Annotated in this window: 16 protein-coding genes; 9 read left to right on the plus strand and 7 right to left on the minus strand. The window is 61.7% G+C overall.

Translation table 11 applies throughout. The annotated features are described in order from the left end of the window. Positions 1 to 117: 117 nt before the first annotated feature. Positions 118 to 387 carry a response regulator transcription factor gene (locus tag ACLH0H_RS17940; protein ID WP_411379017.1) on the plus strand — a complete coding sequence of 90 codons (270 nt, stop codon included), beginning with the start codon at positions 118 to 120 and terminating at the stop codon, positions 385 to 387. Between the two features lie 62 nt (positions 388 to 449). Here the strand turns inward: ACLH0H_RS17940 and ACLH0H_RS17945 are convergent, their stop codons facing one another. Next, positions 450 to 728, minus strand: a complete 279-nt coding sequence (locus ACLH0H_RS17945; RefSeq protein WP_010208870.1) for a DUF3509 domain-containing protein — start codon at positions 726 to 728, stop codon at positions 450 to 452. A 353-nt stretch (positions 729 to 1,081) separates the two neighbouring features. Between ACLH0H_RS17945 and ACLH0H_RS17950 the strand changes: the two genes are divergently transcribed. The 5 genes from ACLH0H_RS17950 (at position 1,082) to ACLH0H_RS17970 (ending at position 6,792) form a co-directional block, all read left to right on the plus strand. Continuing rightward, positions 1,082 to 2,908: a long-chain-acyl-CoA synthetase gene (locus tag ACLH0H_RS17950; protein ID WP_411379018.1), complete on the plus strand. Its 1,827-nt coding sequence runs from the start codon at positions 1,082 to 1,084 to the stop codon at positions 2,906 to 2,908. Positions 2,909 to 3,003: 95 nt separating this feature from the next. Continuing rightward, positions 3,004 to 3,519, plus strand: coding sequence for an ankyrin repeat domain-containing protein (locus ACLH0H_RS17955; protein WP_411379019.1), 516 nt, complete (start codon positions 3,004 to 3,006; stop codon positions 3,517 to 3,519). 42 nt (positions 3,520 to 3,561) lie between these two features. After that, positions 3,562 to 4,092, plus strand: a complete 531-nt coding sequence (locus ACLH0H_RS17960; protein WP_411379020.1) for a hypothetical protein — start codon at positions 3,562 to 3,564, stop codon at positions 4,090 to 4,092. A gap of 67 nt (positions 4,093 to 4,159) precedes the next feature. Next, positions 4,160 to 4,351: a PLDc N-terminal domain-containing protein gene (locus tag ACLH0H_RS17965; protein ID WP_076953069.1), complete on the plus strand. Its 192-nt coding sequence runs from the start codon at positions 4,160 to 4,162 to the stop codon at positions 4,349 to 4,351. Between the two features lie 353 nt (positions 4,352 to 4,704). Next, positions 4,705 to 6,792, plus strand: a complete 2,088-nt coding sequence (locus tag ACLH0H_RS17970; RefSeq protein WP_411379021.1) for an LTA synthase family protein — start codon at positions 4,705 to 4,707, stop codon at positions 6,790 to 6,792. Positions 6,793 to 6,959: 167 nt separating this feature from the next. Here ACLH0H_RS17970 and ACLH0H_RS17975 read toward each other — a convergent pair whose 3' ends face one another. Next, a complete protein-coding gene (locus ACLH0H_RS17975; RefSeq protein ID WP_003192767.1) occupies positions 6,960 to 7,112 on the minus strand; it encodes a DUF3309 family protein in 153 nt (50 codons plus the stop codon). A gap of 329 nt (positions 7,113 to 7,441) precedes the next feature. Here ACLH0H_RS17975 and ACLH0H_RS17980 point away from each other — a divergent pair, with 329 nt between their 5' ends. Continuing rightward, on the plus strand, positions 7,442 to 8,257 hold the full coding sequence (locus ACLH0H_RS17980; protein ID WP_411379022.1) for an SDR family oxidoreductase: 816 nt from the start codon (positions 7,442 to 7,444) through the stop codon (positions 8,255 to 8,257). Positions 8,258 to 8,384: 127 nt separating this feature from the next. Then, on the plus strand, positions 8,385 to 8,582 hold the full coding sequence (gene csrA, locus ACLH0H_RS17985) for a carbon storage regulator CsrA (RefSeq protein ID WP_411379023.1): 198 nt from the start codon (positions 8,385 to 8,387) through the stop codon (positions 8,580 to 8,582). A 186-nt stretch (positions 8,583 to 8,768) separates the two neighbouring features. Here csrA and ACLH0H_RS17990 read toward each other — a convergent pair whose 3' ends face one another. From ACLH0H_RS17990 to ACLH0H_RS18005, 4 genes are all read right to left on the minus strand, one after another. Continuing rightward, positions 8,769 to 8,996, minus strand: coding sequence for a YheU family protein (locus ACLH0H_RS17990; protein WP_003192759.1), 228 nt, complete (start codon positions 8,994 to 8,996; stop codon positions 8,769 to 8,771). 59 nt (positions 8,997 to 9,055) lie between these two features. After that, positions 9,056 to 10,240: an osmoprotectant NAGGN system M42 family peptidase gene (locus ACLH0H_RS17995; protein WP_186692283.1), complete on the minus strand. Its 1,185-nt coding sequence runs from the start codon at positions 10,238 to 10,240 to the stop codon at positions 9,056 to 9,058. A 145-nt stretch (positions 10,241 to 10,385) separates the two neighbouring features. Further along, positions 10,386 to 12,131 (minus strand): N-acetylglutaminylglutamine synthetase, encoded by a 1,746-nt coding sequence (ngg, locus tag ACLH0H_RS18000; RefSeq protein ID WP_411379024.1) that lies wholly within the window; start codon positions 12,129 to 12,131, stop codon positions 10,386 to 10,388. 3 nt (positions 12,132 to 12,134) lie between these two features. Continuing rightward, positions 12,135 to 13,907 (minus strand): N-acetylglutaminylglutamine amidotransferase, encoded by a 1,773-nt coding sequence (locus ACLH0H_RS18005; protein WP_411379025.1) that lies wholly within the window; start codon positions 13,905 to 13,907, stop codon positions 12,135 to 12,137. Between the two features lie 308 nt (positions 13,908 to 14,215). Here ACLH0H_RS18005 and ACLH0H_RS18010 point away from each other — a divergent pair, with 308 nt between their 5' ends. Then, positions 14,216 to 19,051, plus strand: coding sequence for an NEL-type E3 ubiquitin ligase domain-containing protein (locus ACLH0H_RS18010; RefSeq protein ID WP_411379026.1), 4,836 nt, complete (start codon positions 14,216 to 14,218; stop codon positions 19,049 to 19,051). Here the strand turns inward: ACLH0H_RS18010 and mnmC are convergent, their stop codons facing one another. Beyond that, the gene (gene mnmC / locus ACLH0H_RS18015; protein WP_411379027.1) at positions 19,052 to 21,040 is read right to left on the minus strand and encodes a bifunctional tRNA (5-methylaminomethyl-2-thiouridine)(34)-methyltransferase MnmD/FAD-dependent 5-carboxymethylaminomethyl-2-thiouridine(34) oxidoreductase MnmC; all 1,989 of its coding nucleotides are present in this window, start codon (positions 21,038 to 21,040) and stop codon (positions 19,052 to 19,054) included. Positions 21,041 to 21,109 lie beyond the last annotated feature (69 nt).

The following is a 21,109-nucleotide window of genomic DNA, read 5'->3' on the forward strand; positions in this document are numbered from 1 at the left end:
TACGCTTGATTACCGTCCGTTATGTAACTCTCTATGGCCTTAACGTTTATATCGCCTGTCAATAGGAGTAATCCGAAAGGTGATGGAGCGTCAGCCATTAAAAAGGGAGAGAACTTAATGCGAGGTCAAGAGGAAGCGTTTCTAACACCGTATTCATTGCCCAATGCGGTCAGACGGCGTTTGAGCCTGTTGGGCAAGCCGCTGACGCCGGCAGAGCGGGTGATCCTGCGCTGGGCCTCGGAAGGCAAGACGGTCTGGGAGATCAGCCAGATACGCGCCACGACCGAAGCCACAGTGAAATTTCACCTGCGCAATATCTACTGCAAACTGGACGTCACCAACCGCGTGCAGGCGATGAACGAAGCGGCGCGCCAAGGGCTGTGCTGAAGGCATGAAAAAAAGGGCCGCGACACTCAACGGTGTCGCGGCCCTTTTCGGTGTTGCCTGTCTTAAGCCGAATGGTAGGTCGGCAGGGCAAAGCGGTTCTGGCTTTGCAGCATCGAAATTTGCGGCAGATCGCTGGCTTGTTCGGCCAGGTCGCGGCGAATGGCACTGATAACCCAAGTCAGCTGATCGGCAGTGTGCAACTGCTGGTAGGAGATCGAGCGCTTGACCTGTTTGCCTTCGCTGTTACGCAGGGTCAACAGGATGCCGCCGTCGGGGCGTGGCTGGGTGGTGACGTCGTAGTTGGAGAATACTGAGGCGAATTTATCTTGGATCAGGCTCATGTCTATCAGCTCCATTGGCTCAAGTTGGCAAGCATGGAGTGATAGGTGCAGTGATTGTGCCAGCTTGTGATTTATAAAAAATCTCTTATAAAACAACAAGTTAAAAAATCATGGGATTTTCGATTTCGTGCAATTTGCATGAAGGGCCATCATGCATCCTGCATTTTGCGTTGTTCGTCCTGCCTGAATGGTCGCGCGCTTACTGCTAAAGACTGTCTTTTCGTCGCTAAATTCCCTGCTGTGGTGTTCGCTCATCGGGATACAAAACTTTTCAAATCCCGCGTGTACAGCCTAAGAGGGGCTGACGTACTTTCCTGCAAGGTTTTAAGAAGAATAAGAAAAAGGACGTTCCCATGAACCACTCGCCAAACGACATGATCACCTGGAGCAAGATGCTGCGTAAGGTGCCGGCCATTGTGCGCGCCTTGCCACGCGTCGTGCGCGGCATGCGTGCGGCCAATATCACCGATCCCGGGCAGCCCTGCGGCCTGGGCTGGCATTTTGAACAGGCGACGCTGCGTAATCCGGATGGCACCGCGTTGCTGTACGCCGACCGCGTGCTCAGCTACAGCGAAGTGAACCGATGCGCCAACCGTATCGCCCATCACCTGCACGCCCAGGGCATTCGCAAGGGCGAGGTGGTGGCGATGTTTGTCGAGAACCGTCCCGAACTGCTATTGAACGTGCTGGCCGTAGCCAAGCTGGGCGGCGTCTGCGCCATGCTCAATACGGCCCAAACCCAGGCGGCGCTGGTGCACAGCCTGAAGCTGGTGAGCCCGGTGGCGATTGTGGTGGGGGAGGAATTGGTGGCCGCTTATGATGCGGTGCGTAGCCAGGTGGCGATCGAGGCGCAACGCACATGGTTCGTCGCCGAGCAACAGGGCAGTGCGTTGCCCGAAGGTTACATCGACCTGATGGTCGCCAGCGTCGAAAGCCCGGCGGACAACCCGGCCAGCACCGCGCAGGTGTTCTTCAACGACCCTTGCTTCTATATCTACACCTCCGGCACCACGGGCTTGCCCAAGGCCGGCGTCATGAAACACGGTCGCTGGACCAGGACCGCTGTCAGCTTCGGCAACATCGCCCTGGACATGGGCCCGGATGACGTCCTCTATTGCACGCTGCCGCTGTACCACGCCACCGGCCTGTGTGTGTGCTGGGGCTCGGCAATTGTCGGGGCGTCGGGGTTTGCCATCCGCCGGAAATTCAGTGCCAGCCAGTTCTGGGACGATGCCCGCAGGTTCAAGGCGACCACCCTCGGCTACGTTGGTGAGTTGTGCCGTTACCTGCTCGACCAGCCCACCAGTACGAACGACCGTGACAACCGCGTGACCAAGATGGTCGGCAATGGCCTGCGCCCTGGCGTGTGGGCGCAGTTCAAGCAACGCTATGGCGTGGATCATATTTGCGAGCTGTACGCCGCCAGCGACGGCAATATCGGTTTTACCAACGTACTCAATTTCGACAACACCATCGGCTTTTGCCTGCAGCGTTGGGCGCTGGTCGACTACGCCCATGACAGCGGCGAGCCGCTGCGTGGCAACGATGGCTTCATGCACAAGGTGCACACCGGCGGGCAGGGTTTGTTGTTGGCCCGGATCGATGAAAAATCACCCTTTGATGGCTACACCGACCCCGAAAAGAACCGCCAGGTGATCCTCGCCGACGTGTTCGAGAAGGGCGATCGCTACTTCAATACCGGCGATCTGGTGCGCAGCATCGGCTTCGGACATGCGCAATTTGTCGACCGCCTGGGCGATACCTATCGCTGGAAGGGCGAAAATGTCTCCACTACCGAAGTAGAGAACGTCCTGTTGCAACATCCGCAAATTGCCGAAGTCGTGGCCTATGGCGTGGAAATCGACAACACCAACGGCCGTGCCGGCATGGTCGCCATTACTCCGAGCGAGTCCCTGGCCGCCCTGGACATGCGCGAATTGTTGCAGTTCGCCCATGGCCAGTTGCCGCACTATGCGGTGCCGTTGTTCCTGCGGATCAAAGTGAAGATGGAAACCACCGGCACCTTCAAATACCAGAAGGTGCGGCTCAAGGAAGAGGCGTTCGACCCGGAAAAGGCGGGCAATGACCCGGTCTACGCCTGGCTGCCGGGTTCGGACTGCTATGTGCCCGTGACGGGGCAATTGCTCGCGCAGATTCAAGGCGGCCAGTTCCGCTATTGATTCTGCCTATGGCGGTTTTTCACAAAAAAACCATGACAGGTGGGAACTCCCTCGCGACACTGGCGCCTATCCAGTACTTGCACAAGGAGCCCCACATGTCAGACCAAGCTAAACAAATGACCGATGACGAAGCCGCCGAATTTGCCGAGCAGGTCTTCGACGTAGCCCGCAAAGGCGACGCTGCCATGCTTGCGGCGCTGCTGGCGAAGGGTTTGCCGGCCAATTTTCGCAACCATAACGGCGACACCCTGCTGATGCTCGCGGCCTACCACGGCCATGTCGATGCGGTGAAAGTGCTGCTTGAGTTCAAGGCCGACCCGCTGATTGCCAACGACAAGAACCAGTTGCCCATCGCTGGCGCGGCGTTCAAGGGCAACCTGCCGGTGGTCAAGGCGCTGATCGAAGGCGGCACGCCGATCGAAGCCGCGTCCTCCGATGGCCGCACCGCATTGATGATGGCGGCGATGTTCAACCGCGTGGAGATGGTCGATTACCTGCTCGGCCAGGGCGCCAACCCTAAGGCTACCGATGCCCAGGGCGCCACTGCATTGGCGGCGGCGCAGACCATGGGCGCTGTGGATACGGCGGCGCAGTTGCAGAAACTGGTGTAGGCTACGCGCCCTTAAAAACCAGCCCGCCACAGGACCACGCCCATGAAAACCGCCCTCGTCGAACTCATCAGCAAAATCAGCGCCGGCGTCATGGGTGAGGACGAAGTGGCGCGTATCGCCGATGAAGCGGCCCAGGCCTATGCTGATCCTGCGGCGTTTCTGGCGGCCAACCCGGACATCAACTACGACGACACCTTCCCGATTCCGCTGGGCGAATGGATCGTGGTCGGCAGCCTGCCGGACACCGTGCTGTTCCAGGCCGACACCTACGGCGATCTGTTCGCGCAGATCGTCGCGTCGTTCGGGCCGGGTGTCGCGTTCAACCTCAAGCCCAAGCAATTGGCCAAGACCGACGCCCTCACTGCACTGAACCGCATCCAGGTCCAGATGAGCGCCCTCAGCGCGCAAGACGGCGGCTACGTGCTGCTCGACTTCAGCCAACCGCTGGATGACGAGATCCAGGCCGTGCTGGTCTATGGCAACGACGTGCCGCGGGTGCTGGCGTTGTGCGCCGAAGTCGGCATCAAGGGCGAGCCGTCCCTGGAAGCGCTGAAGATCGCCGTTCACGTCTGAAATAATACGGAACCCCTGCCAGGGCTGACTATCCTACAAGTGCATGCCCTCACTTAGGAGCGACACCATGGGTTCCACTTTTAATGGCTTGGTCGGGCTGATCATCCTGGCGCTGGATATCTGGGCGATCATCAACGTCTTCAAAAGCGGCGCGAGCACAGGCGCCAAGGTGCTCTGGATCCTGCTGATCCTGTTGCTGCCGGTGCTGGGCTTGATCATCTGGGCGATTGCCGGGCCGCGGGGCAACGTGCGGATCTGATTGCACTTCAATCTAGAGCGGGCTCAGTAAATGTGGGAGCGGCGGTCGCACCGCCGCTCCCACATCTGTTTTAGGTACGGTTTGATAATTGTATCGAAATATTCGCTACACAGAATTTTCACACAGCGTTTTAGACAATTCCCTTCGCTTCGCTTCCCTGTAGGACGCCTCTGTCACTTGCCGGGGAAAAGCGTCAAAAACACGGTTTTTCCTCAGTAATCAATAGCGTTGATGGCATTGATCGGGCACCATTTGCGCCAAAGCGCTAGCCCCCCGTTCCTACACGCTTGGGCGTGGGCAGGATGCCGCTGCAATATTTCGCAACTTAAACTTCCAATGGGTCCTAAAACGACATGGCAAACCCGGATGCCCTGAATCAGCAGCGTGCTTCAAATCGCCTGCTGCAACCGACCGTCAAATCCCATCTGGCGTACACGCTGCTTTGCGCGCTGGTCATGATGGTGATGTTTTCCCTGCTGCGCCTGGCGCTGCTGGTCTACAACCGCGAAATGATCCTCGACACGCCGGCCTCGACCTTCCTTGAAGCGTTCGGCAACGGCCTGCGCCTGGACTTGCGCCTTGTGGTGTACCTGGTCATTCCGTTGCTGCTGGCACTGTTCAGCGTACGGGCGATGGCCGCGCGCGGGTTCTTCCGTTTGTGGTTGACCGTTGTGTCCAGCATCGCGCTGTTCCTGGGCTTGATGGAAATGGACTTCTACCGCGAGTTCCACCAGCGCCTCAACGGCCTGGTGTTCCAGTATGTGAAGGAAGACCCGAAAACCGTGATGAGCATGCTCTGGTACGGTTTTCCGGTGGTGCGCTACCTGCTGGCCTGGGCCGTGGGCACGCTGCTCCTGAGCATCGCGTTCAAGGGCGCCGACCGTGCGACGCGCCCACGCGGCCCGTTCAGCGGTGGCAGCATCGGCACTCGCCCGGTGGCACCGTGGTACATGCGTAGCGCGGTGTTCGTGGTGTGCCTGTTGATCGCCGTAGTCGCCGCGCGTGGCACCCTGCGCCAGGGCCCTCCGCTGCGTTGGGGTGATGTCTACACCACCGATTCGAACTTCGCCAACCAGCTGGGCCTCAACGGCACCTTGTCGTTGGTCGGCGCCGCCAAGGCACGGTTCTCCGAGCACCGGGACAACACCTGGAAAGCCACGCTGGAACAACCGCTGGCGACCCAGACCGTGCGTGACATGCTGGTGCTGCCGACGGAAAAGCTGGTCGATACCGACACCGCCGCCGTGCGCCGCGAGTTCACGCCACCGGCAGAGAAAACCCTGCCGATCAAAAACGTCGTCGTGATCCTGATGGAAAGCTTTGCCGGGCACTCGGTAGGCGCCCTTGGCCGTCCGGGAAACATCACGCCGTACTTCGACAAACTGTCCAAGGAAGGCCTGCTGTTCGACCGCTTCTTCTCCAACGGCACCCACACGCACCAAGGGATGTTCGCCACCATGGCGTGCTTCCCGAACCTGCCGGCGTTCGAATACCTGATGCAGACGCCGGAAGGCAGCCACAAGCTGTCGGGCCTGCCGCAGTTGCTCAGCGCGCGCAAGTTTGACGATGTGTATGTCTACAATGGCGACTTCGCCTGGGACAACCAGTCCGGGTTCTTCAGCAACCAGGGCATGACCAACTTCATCGGTCGCAACGATTTCGTCGACCCGGTGTTCTCCGACCCGACGTGGGGCGTTTCCGATCAGGACATGTTCAACCGTGGCCTGCAAGAGCTGAAGGCCCGTGAAGGCGGCAAACCGTTCTATGCCTTGCTGCAAACCCTGTCCAACCACACGCCGTATGCCTTGCCGACGCCATTGCCGGTGGAGAAGGTCACGGGGCGTGGCAGCCTGGACGAGCATTTGACCGCGATGCGCTATTCCGACTGGGCCCTGGGCCAGTTCTTTGAAAAGGCCCGCAAGGAGCCGTATTTCAAGGAAACCCTGTTCGTGATTGTCGGCGACCACGGCTTTGGCAACGAGCAGCAGATCACCGAGATGGACCTGGGCCGCTTCAACGTACCGATGTTGATGATCGCACCGGGGATGCAGGAGAAGTTCGGCGAGCGTGATCACACCGTCGGCACCCAGATCGACATCGTACCGACCATCATGGGCCGCCTGGGTGGCGAAGCCCTGCACCAATGCTGGGGCCGCGACCTGCTGAACCTGCCGGAAGGCGACAAGGGGTTTGGTGTGATCAAGCCGTCGGGCAGCGATCAGACGGTTGCGTTGGTCACCGGCGATCGCATCCTCGTATTGCCCAAGGAAATGCCACCCAAGCTTTGGCAATACGAGCTGGGCGCCAATCCGACCGGCAAGGTGATTGCGGAGTCGCCCGACGAAGGTGCATTAAGACAGAAACTTGAATCGTTCCTGCAAACAGCGACCAAGAGCTTGTTGGATAACACCGCCGGCGTGGTTGACGGCAAGCCGGACTGATTGACCGGCAATAAAAAAGAGGCCTTTTTCAAGGCCTCTTTTTTTGCTCTTTTTACTGTAGGAGCGAGCTTGCTCGCGAAGAACTCGCCGGCACCGCATTTATCCAGCCTGAACGCGTTATCGTTGACGTTTTTCGCGAGCAAGCTCGCTCCTACAGGGTGCGGCGTTTATATCTTGCCGAGCAACAACAACACCAGCAGTACCACCAACACGACACCCAGGATACCCGACGGGCCATAACCCCAGTTACGCGAGTGAGGGAATACTGGCAGACCACCGACCAGCAGGAGGATCAAGATAATGATCAGGATGAGGCTCATGGTTTTTCTTCCTTATTGGCTTTCTGCAAAGACCGGTTTATTCAGCAATAGGCCCGACAGCTTGAACGGACGCCTTAACAACTCCGACTCATGCGCTTCACGAAAAATTCAGTATTTTTTTAAAGCATTTCGCGCACTTGCCTATTTCTTTTAATGCAGTCGCAAATACGCCTCGTTAGTTGAAAAAAAGTGAACTTAGGCTATACGCAACTCTGCGACCCGGCCGGCGGTTTGCCAGGGGCATTCATCACTCTGATGGTGGATGGGGCCAGTAACAACCTTCGCTACACTGGCGTTCACTTCTTCCGTGAACCACAAGGCTACTTCCTATGCAAAATCGCATGATGATCACTGGCGCCGGGTCCGGCCTGGGTCGTGAAATCGCTCTGCGCTGGGCCCGCGAAGGCTGGCAGCTGGCCTTGTCGGACGTCAGCGAGTCCGGCCTGCAGGAAACCCTCAAGCAGGTGCGCGAGGTGGGCGGCGATGGTTTTACCCAACGCTGCGATGTGCGTGACTACAGCCAGCTCACGGCGTTTGCCCAGGCCTGCGAGGAGAAACTGGGTGGCATTGATGTGATCGTCAACAATGCCGGCGTGGCCTCGGGTGGGTTCTTCGCCGAACTGTCCCTGGAAGACTGGGACTGGCAAATCGCAATCAACCTGATGGGCGTCGTCAAAGGGTGCAAGGCATTCCTGCCACTGTTGGAAAAGAGCAAGGGACGCATCATCAACATCGCGTCCATGGCCGCGCTGATGCAGGGGCCCGCCATGAGCAACTACAATGTGGCCAAGGCCGGTGTGGTGGCACTCTCCGAAAGCCTGCTGGTGGAACTCAAGCAGCAGGAAGTCGGGGTGCATGTGGTGTGCCCATCGTTCTTCCAGACCAACCTGCTGGACTCCTTCCGTGGGCCGACCCCGGCGATGAAGGCTCAGGTGGGTAAGTTGCTGGAGAGTTCGCCGATCACGGCGGCGCAGATTGCCGATTACATTTACCAGCGCGTCGCAGCCGGCGAGTTCATGATCCTGCCCCACGAACAAGGGCGCATGGCCTGGGCCTTGAAGCAGAAGAACCCGCAGTTGCTGTATGACGAGATGACTACCATGGCCGACAAGATGCGCGCCAAGGCGCAGGCGGTCAGGGGCTGACCTAGTAGTAGTCTGTCAGGCAAGTTACCTGGGTATGTAGGTGGTGCCTGATTTTGCTGCAAGTCATTGATGACTTCACAGCCAGCGCGCATGGTCGAGGTCCTGACATTCCAAAAGGACAACCGCCATGCTGGTCTTAAGCCGCACTGTAGGCGAAGCCATCGCCATCGGCGATGACATCACCGTGCGCATCCTCGAGTTGAACGGTACCCAGGTGAAAATAGGCGTTGAAGCGCCGGCCGGGGTGCAGGTTCATCGCGCGGAGGTGTACCACAAAATCCTCAAACGCCAAGCCGCAGAGCTCCAAGCGGCTCCCACCCCATAACAGGCCTCCACACAAATCTCTGTAGTGAGCGGGCTTGTCGAATCGTCGCACCGCCCGCGCTGGGTGGCGAAGCCGCCCCAAAACCAAGCGCCCCGATTTTTACCTGACACACCGCGGCGGTCCGATTGGGGCGGCTTCGCCACCCAGCGCGGGCAAGCCCGCTCACTACACAGTTATGTGAACCCCTCAGTCAAACAGATGCTTGGGCACGTCGTGCTTGAGCATCAACTGGCATTGCTCGCTCTCCGGGTCGAACACGATCAGCGCCTGGCCCTTGGTCAACGCCTGGCGTACGCGCAGCACGCGGGTTTCCAGGGGCGTGTCGTCGCCGTTGTCGGTGCCGTCACGGGTCACGAAGTCTTCGATGAGGCGGGTCAGGGTGTCGACTTCAAGTGCGTCGTAGGGAATCAGCATACAAGCCTCGGGTGATGGATCCCGGCGATGCTACTGCGCCGGGACCGCAGTTGCCAGTATCACGACTTGTTGCCGACCAGGCTGTCCACCGACGGCACCCGTGTGTCGCTCTCCATCTGCGTCTCATGCTCGATCTGATGACTGAACCGATCCAGGGAGCCCTGGGCAGGTTGCGCATCGCTGGCGAACACGGGTGGGCTGAGTATGTAGGCGCCCAGCAGGCGACTCAGCGCCGCCAGGCTGTCGATGTGCGTGCGCTCGTAGCCGTGGGTCGCGTCGCACCCGAACGCCAGCAGGGCGGTGCGGATATCGTGGCCGGCGGTCACGGCCGAGTGGGCGTCACTGAAGTAGTAGCGGAACATGTCGCGGCGCACCGGCAGCTCGTTATCCGCCGCCAGGCGCAGCAAGTGCCGCGACAGGTGATAGTCATACGGCCCGCCGGAATCCTGCATCGCTACGCTCACCGCATGCTCGCTGGAATGTTGGCCAGGGGCGACCGGCGCGATATCGATACCGACAAACTCGCTGACGTCCCAAGGCAGGGCGCCCGCTGCGCCACTGCCGGTTTCCTCGGTGATGGTGAACAACGGGTGGCAGTCGATCAGCAAGGGTTCGCCACTGTCGATAATCGCCTTGAGCGCGGCGAGCAGGGCGGCGACGCCGGCTTTGTCGTCCAGGTGGCGCGCGCTGATGTGCCCGCTCTCGGTGAACTCCGGCAACGGGTCGAACGCCACATAGTCACCGATGCCGACCCCCAGGGCATCGCAATCGGCGCGGGTCGCGCAATAGGCGTCCAGGCGCAGCTCCACGTGGTCCCAGCTCACCGGCATTTCATCCACGGCGGTGTTAAACGCATGCCCGGAAGCCATCAACGGCAACACGCTGCCGCGGATCACGCCGTTATCGGTAAACAGGCTGACGCGGCTGCCTTCGGCAAACCGGCTCGACCAGCAGCCTACCGGCGCCAGTGTCAGGCGACCGTTATCCTTGATCGCCCGCACGGCGGCGCCGATGGTGTCCAAGTGCGCGGACACCGCGCGGTCGGGGCTGTTCTTCTGGCCCTTGAGGGTGGCGCGGATGGTGCCGCGCCGGGTCATTTCAAAGGGAATGCCCAGCTCTTCCAGGCGCTCGGCGACGTAGCGCACGATGGTGTCTGTGAACCCGGTGGGGCTGGGGATGGCGAGCATTTCCAGCAGTACTTTTTGCAGGTAGTTAAGGTCTGGTTCGGGGATGGTTCGGCTCATGGAAACTCCTACTGAAGTGTCCGGCTCAAGGATGCAGTCGCCTGTTATGACGCCTTCGCGAGCAAGCCCGCTCCCACATGTGGAATGCATTTCAAGTATGGGAGCGGGCTTGCTCGCGAAGAGGCCGGCACGGGCGACTCTGCGCTCAAGCCGTCGGTTGACTGTGGGGAAACAACAAATCCACAAACCGCTCCGCAGTGGGTTGCGGTTCATGGTTGGCCAGGCCGGCCCGTTCGTTGGCTTCGATGAACACGTACTCGGGTTGGTCGGCGGCGGGCACCAGCAGGTCCAGGCCCACCATGGGGATGTCCAGGGCGCGGGCAGCGCGGACGGCGGCGTCCACCAGCGTCGGGTGCAAAACCGCAGTGACGTCTTCCAGGCAACCGCCGGTGTGCAGGTTGGCGGTGCGGCGCACGGCCAGGGTCTGGCCACGCGGGAGGATGCTGCTGTAGTCGTAACCGGCGGCTTTGAGGGTGCGTTCGGTCTCGCCATCCAGGGGGATTTTGCTCTCACCGTCGGTGGCGGCCTGACGCCGGCGGCTTTGGGCCTCGATCAAGGCACCGATGGAGTGCTGGCCGTCACCCGTCACTTCGGCGGGGCGGCGAATCGCGGCGGCGACCACTTCAAAACCGATCACCAGGATGCGCAGGTCCAGGCCTTCGTGAAAACTTTCCAGCAGCACGCGGCTGTCGAACTGCCGTGCCACTTCAATCGCCTGCTGCACTTCTTCGATGCTCTGCAAATCCACCGCGACGCCCTGGCCTTGCTCGCCATCCAGCGGCTTGACCACGATGCGCTGGTGCTCGTCGAGGAACTCCAGGTTGTCATCGGGGCTACCCGCCAATTGTTGCGACGGCAGTTTCAAGCCGGCCGCCTTCAATACCTTATGAGTCAGGCTCTTGTCCTGGCACAAGGTCATGCTGATGGCGCTGGTCAGGTCGCTCAAGGATTCACGGCAACGCACGCGACGCCCGCCATGGCTGAGGGTGAACAGGCCCGCGTCGGCGTCGTCCACGTGCACGTCAATCCCGCGTCGATGGGCCTCTTCGACAATGATCCGTGCATACGGGTTGAGCCCCGCCTGGGGTCCGGGCCCGAGGAACAGCGGCTGGTTGATGCCGTTCTTGCGCTTGATCGCAAAGGTGGTCAGCGCGCGAAAACCCAGCTTGGCATAGAGGTTCTTGGCCTGGCGGTTATCGTGCAGCACCGACAAGTCCAGGTAGCTCAGGCCGCGACTCATGAAGTGTTCGACCAGGTGGCGCACCAGCACTTCGCCGACGCCGGGGCGAGTGCACTGCGGGTCGACCGCCAGGCACCACAGGCTGCAACCGTGCTCCGGATCGTGAAACGCTTTTTGGTGATTGAGGCCCATGACGCTGCCGATCACCGCGCCGCTGTCTTCGTCTTCGGCCAGCCAGTACACCGGGCCACCTTGATGCCGGGGGGTGAGGCGCTCAGGGTCAACCGGCAACATGCCGCGCCCCTGATAGAGGCGGTTCACCGCTGCCCAGTCGGCTTCGGACTGTACGCGGCGAATACGGAACCCGCGAAACACCCGGGTCGCCGGGCGATAATCGCTGAACCACAGGCGCAAGGTGTCCGAAGGGTCGAGAAACAACTGCTGGGGATCGATCCCGAGGATCTGCTGGGGCGCGGCCACGTACAGTGCGATATCACGTTCTCCGGGGCGCTCGTTGAGCAACTCCTGGGCCAGGCTCGCGGGCTCGGGGAAGGTGTGGCCGATCAACAAGCGGCCCCAGCCGCAATGCACCGCGATCGAGTCGGCGGCCAGTGGGCTGCCATCTTCGGCCAGTCGTGCTTGCAGGCGTTCGTAGGTGGGCGCCTGGCCCTTGAGCAAGCGTTGGCTGTAGGCCGCTGAGTGGGGTTTCATCAATCAGATTCCTTGTTCGCTGAGCCACAGGTTCAGCGCTGCCAACTGCCAGAGCTTGGAGCCGCGCAATGGGGTCAGTTGGCCATGTGGGTCGGTGAGCAGGCGGTCGAGCGCGCTGGCATTGAACAGGCCGCGATCCTGGCTCGGGTCCAGCAACAGCTCACGTACCCAATTCAAGGTGTCGCCTTGCAGATGCTTGAGGCCGGGCACCGGGAAATAGCCTTTCTTGCGGTCGATGACCTCGCTCGGAATCACCCGGCGCGCGGCTTCTTTCAACACCTGCTTGCCACCGTCGGGCAGTTTGAACTTGCCCGGCACACGGGCCGACAGCTCCACCAGGCGGTAGTCCAGGAACGGCGTACGCGCTTCCAGGCCCCAGGCCATGGTCATGTTGTCGACGCGCTTGACCGGGTCGTCCACCAGCATCACCGTGCTGTCCAGGCGCAAGGCCTTGTCTACCGCGGCCTCCGCGCCCGGCATGGCGAAATGCTCGCGCACGAAGTCACCGGCGGCGTCATTGGCCGTCAGCCATTTCGGCGCGACCGTGGCGGCGTAGTCGTCGTAGCTGCGATCAAAGAACGCATCGCGGTAGGCGGCGTAGGGATCGCTCGCGCCGTCCACCTGCGGGTACCAGTGGTAGCCGGCAAACAGTTCGTCGGCGCCCTGGCCGCTCTGGACCACTTTGCAGTGCTTGGCCACTTCCCGCGACAGCAGGTAGAAGGCGATGCAGTCGTGGCTGACCATCGGCTCACTCATGGCACGGAATGCAGCCGGCAGTTGCTCGATGATCTCGCTTTCGGCGATGCGCAGTTGATGATGACGGGTGCCGTAGTGCTTGGCGATCAGGTCGGAGTACTGGAATTCGTCGCCACGTTCGCCGCCGGCGTCTTCAAAGCCGATGGAAAAGGTCGACAGATCCTGCACGCCGACTTCGCGCAGCAGGCCGACGAGCATGCTCGAATCGACACCGCCGGACAGCAGCACACCGACGTCCACGGCGGCGCGTTGGCGGATGGCCACGGCTTCGCGGGTGCTGTCGAGGACGCGGTCGGTCCAGTCTTCCAGGCTCAGGTTTTTTTCATCTTCATGGGGACCGTAAGGCAGGGTCCACCAGGTTTTCTGCTCGGTCTTGCCGTTGGCCTCGATGCGCATCCAGCTCGCGGGCGGCAGCTTTTCGATGCCTGCCAGCAAGGTGCGCGGCGCGGGCACCACCGCATGGAAGTTCAGGTAGTGGTTGAGCGCCACCGGGTCGAGGATCGGGTTGATATCGCCGCCTTTGAGCAGCGCCGGCAACGCCGAAGCGAAGCGCAGACGCTGGCCGGTGCGCGACAGGTACAGCGGTTTCACGCCGAGACGGTCGCGTGCGATGAACAGGCGCTGGGCGTCACGCTCCCAGATGGCAAAGGCAAACATGCCGTTGAGCTTGGGCAGCAGCGCTTCGCCCCAGGCGTGGTAGCCCTTGAGCAGCACTTCGGTGTCGCCGCCGGAATAGAAGGCATAGCCCAGGGCTTCCAGCTCTTGGCGCAATTCCGGGAAGTTGTAAATCGCGCCGTTGAACGCCAGGGAAAGGCCCAGCTGCGCATCGATCATCGGCTGGGCCGAGCCATCCGACAGGTCCATGATTTTCAGGCGTCGATGGCCCAAGGCAATCGGCCCTTGGGCATGGAAGCCCCAGGCGTCGGGCCCACGGGGGGCCAGGTGATGGGTGATGCGCTCAATGGCTGCCAGGTCGGCAGGTTGGGCATCGAAACGTAACTCGCCAGCTAATCCGCACATAAATTCCTTACCGGTTTTTCCGTTGGGGAGAGTGGTGACTTAATGCGCCAAAAGGGCGCGTACCCAGAAACTGACCCACGCCAATTGGTGGAGTTTTAGATCGATAAGTTATAAGGCGCATAGCCATTTACCCTGTTGCGGCGCTACCGACACGGTGCGGTGTGCAGCGAAGCGGCGGTATCCAAGTGTTTTTCAGCGGCGAAATTCGTGGGTTTCAGCCCCTGGAACGAGCGGCTATTTGAATCTGTTTTTGTGCCGCGCAGGCCTATCGTAGTCAGTCCTCACTGACTTCCTAAAGGACTGCTGCGATGACCAATGAGCGCAATTTATATGACCTCGTCACGCCCGTGACGGAAGCTGAGCTGGACGCGGCGATGCTGGAGATGACCGGTGATCTGGAAAAGGCCCGGACACTGCACGCCACGCTGCCGCACTGGCTGATCGAGGCCAAACCCCCGGCCTTGACTTACCTGCTGCAGGCGCACGCCGAAAGCCTCAGTGCCCGCGAACACCTTGAATACTATATGAATAGCTTGCAGCCACTGGATCAGTTCTGCACCGAGGCGTTGACCCGCTACCTTGCGGACAAGGGCCACACAACGTTGGAGGTCGGATGTGACTATCTGGAAATGCCAAGGCGCGAAACGGCCAATTTCGCCCCCTATCTCACCGGCGTGTTAATTGAGACCGTCGCGTTTGAACGCCGCAGCCTGGTCAGGGCGGCCATGCAGAATTTTTCCGCTGCCGAGGCCGAGGTGGGCGGCCTGCCCGAAGGCTCGGTGCTGCGCACTGCGGTTGAACAACGCGTGATCCCCGGGCTGAGCGCCACCGAGTTCGTGCGCCATTGCCGCGCATTGGACCTGGGCAGCGCCTACCAGGCACATATCCGCGAGGTGTTCGACCTGCCGGGGCCGGGCGAGACGCCCCTGCCGGTGGAGTACAACGAGGCGGCGCTCGGGGTTGGGCTGGGCAAAATCAGCGCCATGCAAATCGAACTGCACATTGCCTTGGCCAAGCGGCATATCAGCGAGGAAAACCACGAGTGGCTGCTGCGCTTGATCAAGGCCGACAAGCCGGCTGATCAAGTGCGCGCCATGGCGCCAGAGGGGCAACGTCTGATCTGGCAAGGCGTGAATATCGACAGCGCGTGCCTATGGAGCGTGCTGATGTTCGGCGACGCTGAACCTGGCGAGCTGCCGAGTGGCGCGGTCACGGTCTATATGCCCAACGAGCCCGTGCGAGCGTGGTATGAGTACCCCTCGATAGACGACTTCAAGCACTACCTGACGCTGAAATTGCAGGTGCCGTCCTATCGGGAGTTTTTCACGAGTTATCTCGATGAAGCCGAGCGGCTCGATTTTTTTCGGCGCTTTGATCAAGACCACACCTTGTGGGTTATCAAACCACAGCCGGTGGTCAGTAATTTCGGTGATTTTTTTTTCAGGGCGTGCGTTGGCAAAATCCAGCTGGACGCGCAGGTCTTAGCCGTGCCGGTCGCGGACGTGGACGAAGAAGCGCGCCAGCAACGGCTGTTCGACTACCTTAATGCCGGGCTCGACGTACTCAACATCGCCGCGCTCGTGGTGCCCGTACTGGGAGAGCTGATGCTCGGCGTGGCCGTTGGGCAGTTGCTCGGCGAAGTCTTTGAGGGCGTCGAGGATTGGACCCACCATGACCACGCCGAGGCGCTCAAACACTTGGTCGGCGTCGCAGAAAACATCGCAGGCATGCTGTTGTTCAGCGCCGGAGCGCGCGTGGCGGGCTCGATCAAGCGCACGCTGGCAAGCTCGGCGCCCTTTTTTGACAACGTCGAGAGCGTTGCGCTGCCCGATCATCGGCCGCGCTTGTGGCGCCCGCGCCTGGCTGCGTATCGCCACACTGATGCACTGCCGGCACCGTGGCTGGCCGATGCCCGTGGCATGCATCAGGCTGAAGGCAAGTCGTATGTAAAGATCGAAGATGAGGTCTACCACGTTGAGTACGACGCCGATTCTGGCCACTGGCGGGTTCACCACCCCAAACGCTCGGGTGCCTACCGCCCACCGCTGCGGCACAACTTCCAGGGCGGGTGGCAGCACGTCTTCGAGCGCCCGGGAGAATGGAAGGAGGCGCGTTACAACCTGTTGCGCATTCACCCCGAACTGCGGGAGCTGCCCGGCGAAGCCTTGGACAGCCTGGCGGCGATCACTGAACAGCCGGTGGACCACCTGCAGCGGTTGGCGCAAGAACATCAGCGCTTGGCGGAGCGCTTGCAGGATTGCGTAGCGCTCTACCGCCACTATCGCAAGGTCGATGAACTGGTCGGCGTGCTTGAGCGCGGGGAGGTTCCAGCCGCGCAGACAGCCCTTACCCAGATGCTGGCCCTGCCTTTGATCGAGGGCTGGCCCTCGGGCCGCTTTTTTGAACTGCTCGACAGCCAAGGTAAACGGCTGGAAACCTATCCCGAGCTGGCGCCTTTCGATTATTCCGACCTGAGCATCCACATCAGCCGACAGCAACTGATGGACGGGCAAGTGATGCCGACCTTGCTCCAGACCTTGACGGCTGGGCAGCGTGAAACCTTGCTCGGGCAAGCCGTCGAACTCGAACAGGCGCAACCGTTGCTCAGGCAGCGATTGCTGGCGGCGCTCAGGGCCAACCACCGCGAAGTCTCGCACGCGCTGTATGAGCGCTACAACGGCGCGCCAAGCGGCAATCTTGTGCCTTTGTGCGCGCATTTTCCGGGCATGCCGAGGCGAATCGCCCAGGAACTGCTGGTCGGCACGCCCACCGTGGAACGACGGTATTTGCGCAAGACCGGTCGAGTGCCATTGCCGCTCGCCGAGCGCTCGCGCGAAGCCATGGACCTGCGGGCTGGCGATCGAGCCTTGATGGGTTTGCATTGGCCGCCACTGGCAGACGCTGCAACTCACCGCGTGGCGATCGGCATGCTTGAACGCTTGGAGGGCTGGCCGCACGACCTGTTGCTGCAAGTGCGCCAGGGCGGCGTGGAGGGCGAGTTGCTGTATCAGACCGGGCCGGCCTCGGCGCCGGTACGTCGCACCCTTGTGCGCAGCGGTATGGGTTTTCAAGCTTTCGATGAGCAGGGTAAGGGCCTGAATACGCCCGTGCCAGGGCCAATGGGGTTGTACCAGGCTGTGGTGGACAGCCTCTCACTTGCGCAATGCCGCACCTTGAACTTGGTGGGTGAAGACCCGGCCGAACGCTTGCGCAGTCAATTGGCCTTCCGCGCCCGGAGCGAGCGCTCGCACGCCTCTCGCTATCTGTGGCCCGAGCGCACCTTCGCCGAACAAGCCGCTGAGGCCTGTGCTCCCGCGCAGGTGCGTCCGCCGGCCGAGTTCGCCCCAGCCCTCGTGCGCAAAGTAAAAAAACTCTACCCCGCGCTCTCCGAGCACCAGGTCGCCGACCTGCTGCGCGGCTGCGGTAACGATCACCTGAGCCGGGCCCATGCCGTCGAAGCGCTGGAGGAGCAATTCAAGACCCTGCAACGCGCGCTCAAGCGCTGGCGCAGCGACACCTCCGGACACAACGCACACGCTGAGCCGTTGTGGGATTTCCGGTTGAGCCGGCATCAGGCGGCGCAGGCCATTGAGCGCAGTTGGCGTGGGCTACATACCCTCAAGAGCGCGCAGCTCATAGAAGCACCGGGCCTGGCGCTGGACGGCATCCTCCTGGGCGCCTTGCCCACGTTGCCGCCCGAGGTGCGCTTTGACCACGTGCGACACCTGTCCTTGCGCGATATGGACCTGAACGACGACGTGGCGTACTTTCTCAAGCACTTCAAGGGGCTGAGCCTCCTTGAACTCAGCGGTAACCGGATCTCCCGCGTGCCCGAAGTCCTGTCAATGATGCCTCGGCTCGAGCATCTGTACCTGGCCGGCAATCGCGTATTGCTGACCGAACAGACGCGCAAAAAACTGGCCGGCCTGCGCGGGTTGAAAACCCTGAGCATGGCGAATAACCCGCTGCTCATCGCGCCGGATGTCAGCCACCAATTCGAGTTGCGTGCTCTGGTCCTGCGTAACTGCCAGCTCAGGGAGTTTCCTGCGGGGGTGCAGCACTTGCCGTACCTGGAACATGTGGACCTGCGCCAGAACGACATCACCACATTGCCGGCTTGGCTGCCGGAGTTGCCCCGCAGCGTCGCCCAGGCGTTCAATCTGCGTCATAACCCGTTGTCGCCCACCAGCGAAGCGGGCGTGCGCAGCCTGCGCAGACGCACGGGCTTGGGCCTTGGCTTCGTGCAGGACGATATCGCCCGTTTGACCGAACAGAAAGCCCGCGAACTGTGGATGGTGGACGAGCGCATGGCCGATTTTGCCGAAAAGGACCTGGTGTGGACCGGTCTGAAAAACGCGCCACGTTCCGACGGCTTTTTCAAGCTGCTTGCCGACATGGGCGCAACTGCCGATGCGCACCATGTGCGCGAAGACCTGCAGCGGCGGATCTGGCGCGTGTTGGACGCGGCGGCGGGCGATGCCGAACTGCGCGAAGAACTCTTCGACCGGGCGGCCACGCCACTGAACTGCGACGACGCCGCCGCCGTCAATTTCAGCAACCTGGAGATAGCGATGGAAATCAGCGAGGCCAGGCGTTTGCTGGCAAACGGACGTATTACCGCGCGTCCCTTGTTGAAGCTGGCAAGGGGCTTGTTTCGCCTCGATCGCCTGGAACGGATTGCCGGCCGGCACAGCAGTGCGCATCCGAACAGCGATCCGCTTGAAGTCAGCCTGGCGTTTCGAACCGGGCTTGTGAACCGGTTCTACTTGCCCGGTCAGCCGCAACACATGCGTTTTGCCCGCCTGGGCGGGGTCACGCAAGCCGCCCTGGACAGTGCCGAGGGCGAGGTCAAGCTTGCTGAGTTATCGTCAGAATTGATGACGTTCATACAAGACTTGCCGTTCTGGAATGACTATCTGCAGCACACCTTCGCGCTGCGTTTCGAGGCCCTGAAGGAGCCGCTTGAGCAGCGCATGCTTGAGGTCTTCGAGCAACGCCTGGAGTTGGATGACGCGACCTACTTTGAGCGGGTCAACGATATTCGGGCCGAGCAGCAGTCGCTGGAGAAGGCCGAGATCCAACGCCTGACCCTGGAAGCCATCCGGGGGGAGGAGTCGCAGGTGTGCGCCGCCAGCATCCCCTGATCAGGCTTTGTCGGGCTTGCCTCGAATCAAACCGCGCACGGCAAAGCGGTTCGGGTGGCAGGCTTGGGCCACGCTCGTGGGCAGGGGCAAGGGTTCGTTGTCGAGCCAGGCGGCGATCAGCTCGCCGCACAACGGCGCGGTGATCAGCCCGCGCGAGCCGTGGCCACTGTTGATGTACAGCCCGTCCAGCCAGGGGCAGGGCGTGTCCGGGACGTGTCGGGCGTCCTTGCTCAAGACAGCGTAGGCGCGTTTGAACGCCTCGCTCTCGGCCAGCGGCCCGACGATGGGCAGGTAATCGGGGCTGGTGCAGCGAAAGGCGGCGCGGCCTTGCAACTGCTCGGGCGGCAATGGGTCGGCAGCCAGGCGCTGGGCCAGATCCTGCGAGATATCCCGCAGCATCTGCAGATTGCCGAGATGTTCGGTGACGCTGGGCACCAGGTCATCGCTGCTGAAATTAAAGCTCGCCCCCAGGGTGTGTTCACCCAGGCGCGCGGGGGCGACGTAGCCTTCGGCGCAGACGACGGTGGCCAACGCCTGGCTGGCCGGCGTTTGCGGCAGCCGGGTGATTTGCCCGCGAATACGCTTGAGGGGCAACTCGGCGCTGAGCGGGAAACCTTTGATCTCGGCAGCGCCGGCGAGCACCACCACCGAGGCGCTGGCCAGCACGTTGCCGCCGTCGCGGGCCTGCCATTGCTGGTCGGCGCGATGCAATTGCAGCGCATTGTGATGGGTCAGCACCTCGATCAGCGGGTGGGCAGCCTGCCACGCGCACAGCGCGGGAGGGTGGACCCAGCCGCCTTCGGGAAAAAACAGACCGCCCTGGGCCAGTTCGATGCCGGCTCTTTGTTGAGCCTGATTGCGATCGAGCAGGTACAGCAATTGCGGCGCGAACGCCTGGGTCAATTGCGCCTGACGCTCGGCTTCCTTGGCGTCGAACGCCAGTTGCAGTACGCCGCAGCCGTCCCAGTCCACGCCTCGGTGCAAATGTTCCAGCAGGCGCCGGGTGTGGCCGAAGCCGCTGAGGATCAGTTGGGACAAGGCCGTGCCATGGGCGGAAAGCTTGAGATAGAGCACGCCTTGCGGGTTGCCCGACGCTTCCTGCGCCAGCGCCGCGTGACGTTCCAGCAGGCTGACGCGCCAGCCCCGGGCCGCGAGGCTGGCGGCGGTGGCGCAACCCGCCAGGCCGCCGCCGATAACCATTGCGTGGCGCTCGCCGTCGAGGACCGGCGGGCGCGCGAACCAGGGCTTGGCGAGCGCAGGAGGCGCTGTGTCGCTGGGCCAGCCGAGAAACTCGCCGCGCAGTATCTCCCACTTGTGGCCGATCCCCGGCGTGCGCTTCATCTTGAACCCGGCGGCGTTGATCAGCCGCCGCACCCAGCCGGTGCTGGTAAACGTGCTGATGGTCGAGCCGGGCGCCGCCAGGCGCGCCAGTTCGGCAAACAGTTCGGCGGTCCACATCTCGGGGTTTTTTGCCGGGGCGAAGCCGTCGAGGAACCATGCATCGATCTGCGCGTCCAGTTGCGGCAATTGCTCCAGAGCGTCGCCGATCAACAGGGTCAAGGTGACGCGGCCGTTATCCAGCACCAGGCGCTGGAAGCCTGGATGGATGGCAATGTACTGCGCCAGCAATTGCTCGGCGAACGGTTGCAGCTCGGGCCACAGGGCGAGGGCGCGTTGCAGGTCGGCGTGGCTCAGCGGGTACTTTTCCACGCTGACAAAATGCAGCCGCGCACCGGCCACGGCGTGCCGTTCGAACAGTTGCCAGGCGCACAGGAAATTCAACCCGGTGCCGAACCCCGTTTCGCCGATCACCAACCGCCCGCCCGCCGGTAAAGCGGCAAAGCGCGCCTGCAAACGGTTTTGTTCAAGAAATACATAGCGGGTTTCTTCAAGGCCCGACTGGTCGGAAAAATACACGTCGTCGAACACCCGCGAGTGCGGGCGGCCTTGGTCATCCCAGTCAAGCTGGGCGTGGGTGATGGGGTTCATGGAGGGCTCATCAAAAGCAGGCAAAGGCAAGGCGGCCATTCTAGCCTATTGGTCCGCCGTTGCCTGACC

Origin of the sequence: Pseudomonas sp. MPB26, from assembly GCF_046605355.1 — a bacterium.
GTDB classification, from domain to species: domain Bacteria; phylum Pseudomonadota; class Gammaproteobacteria; order Pseudomonadales; family Pseudomonadaceae; genus Aquipseudomonas; species Aquipseudomonas cedrina.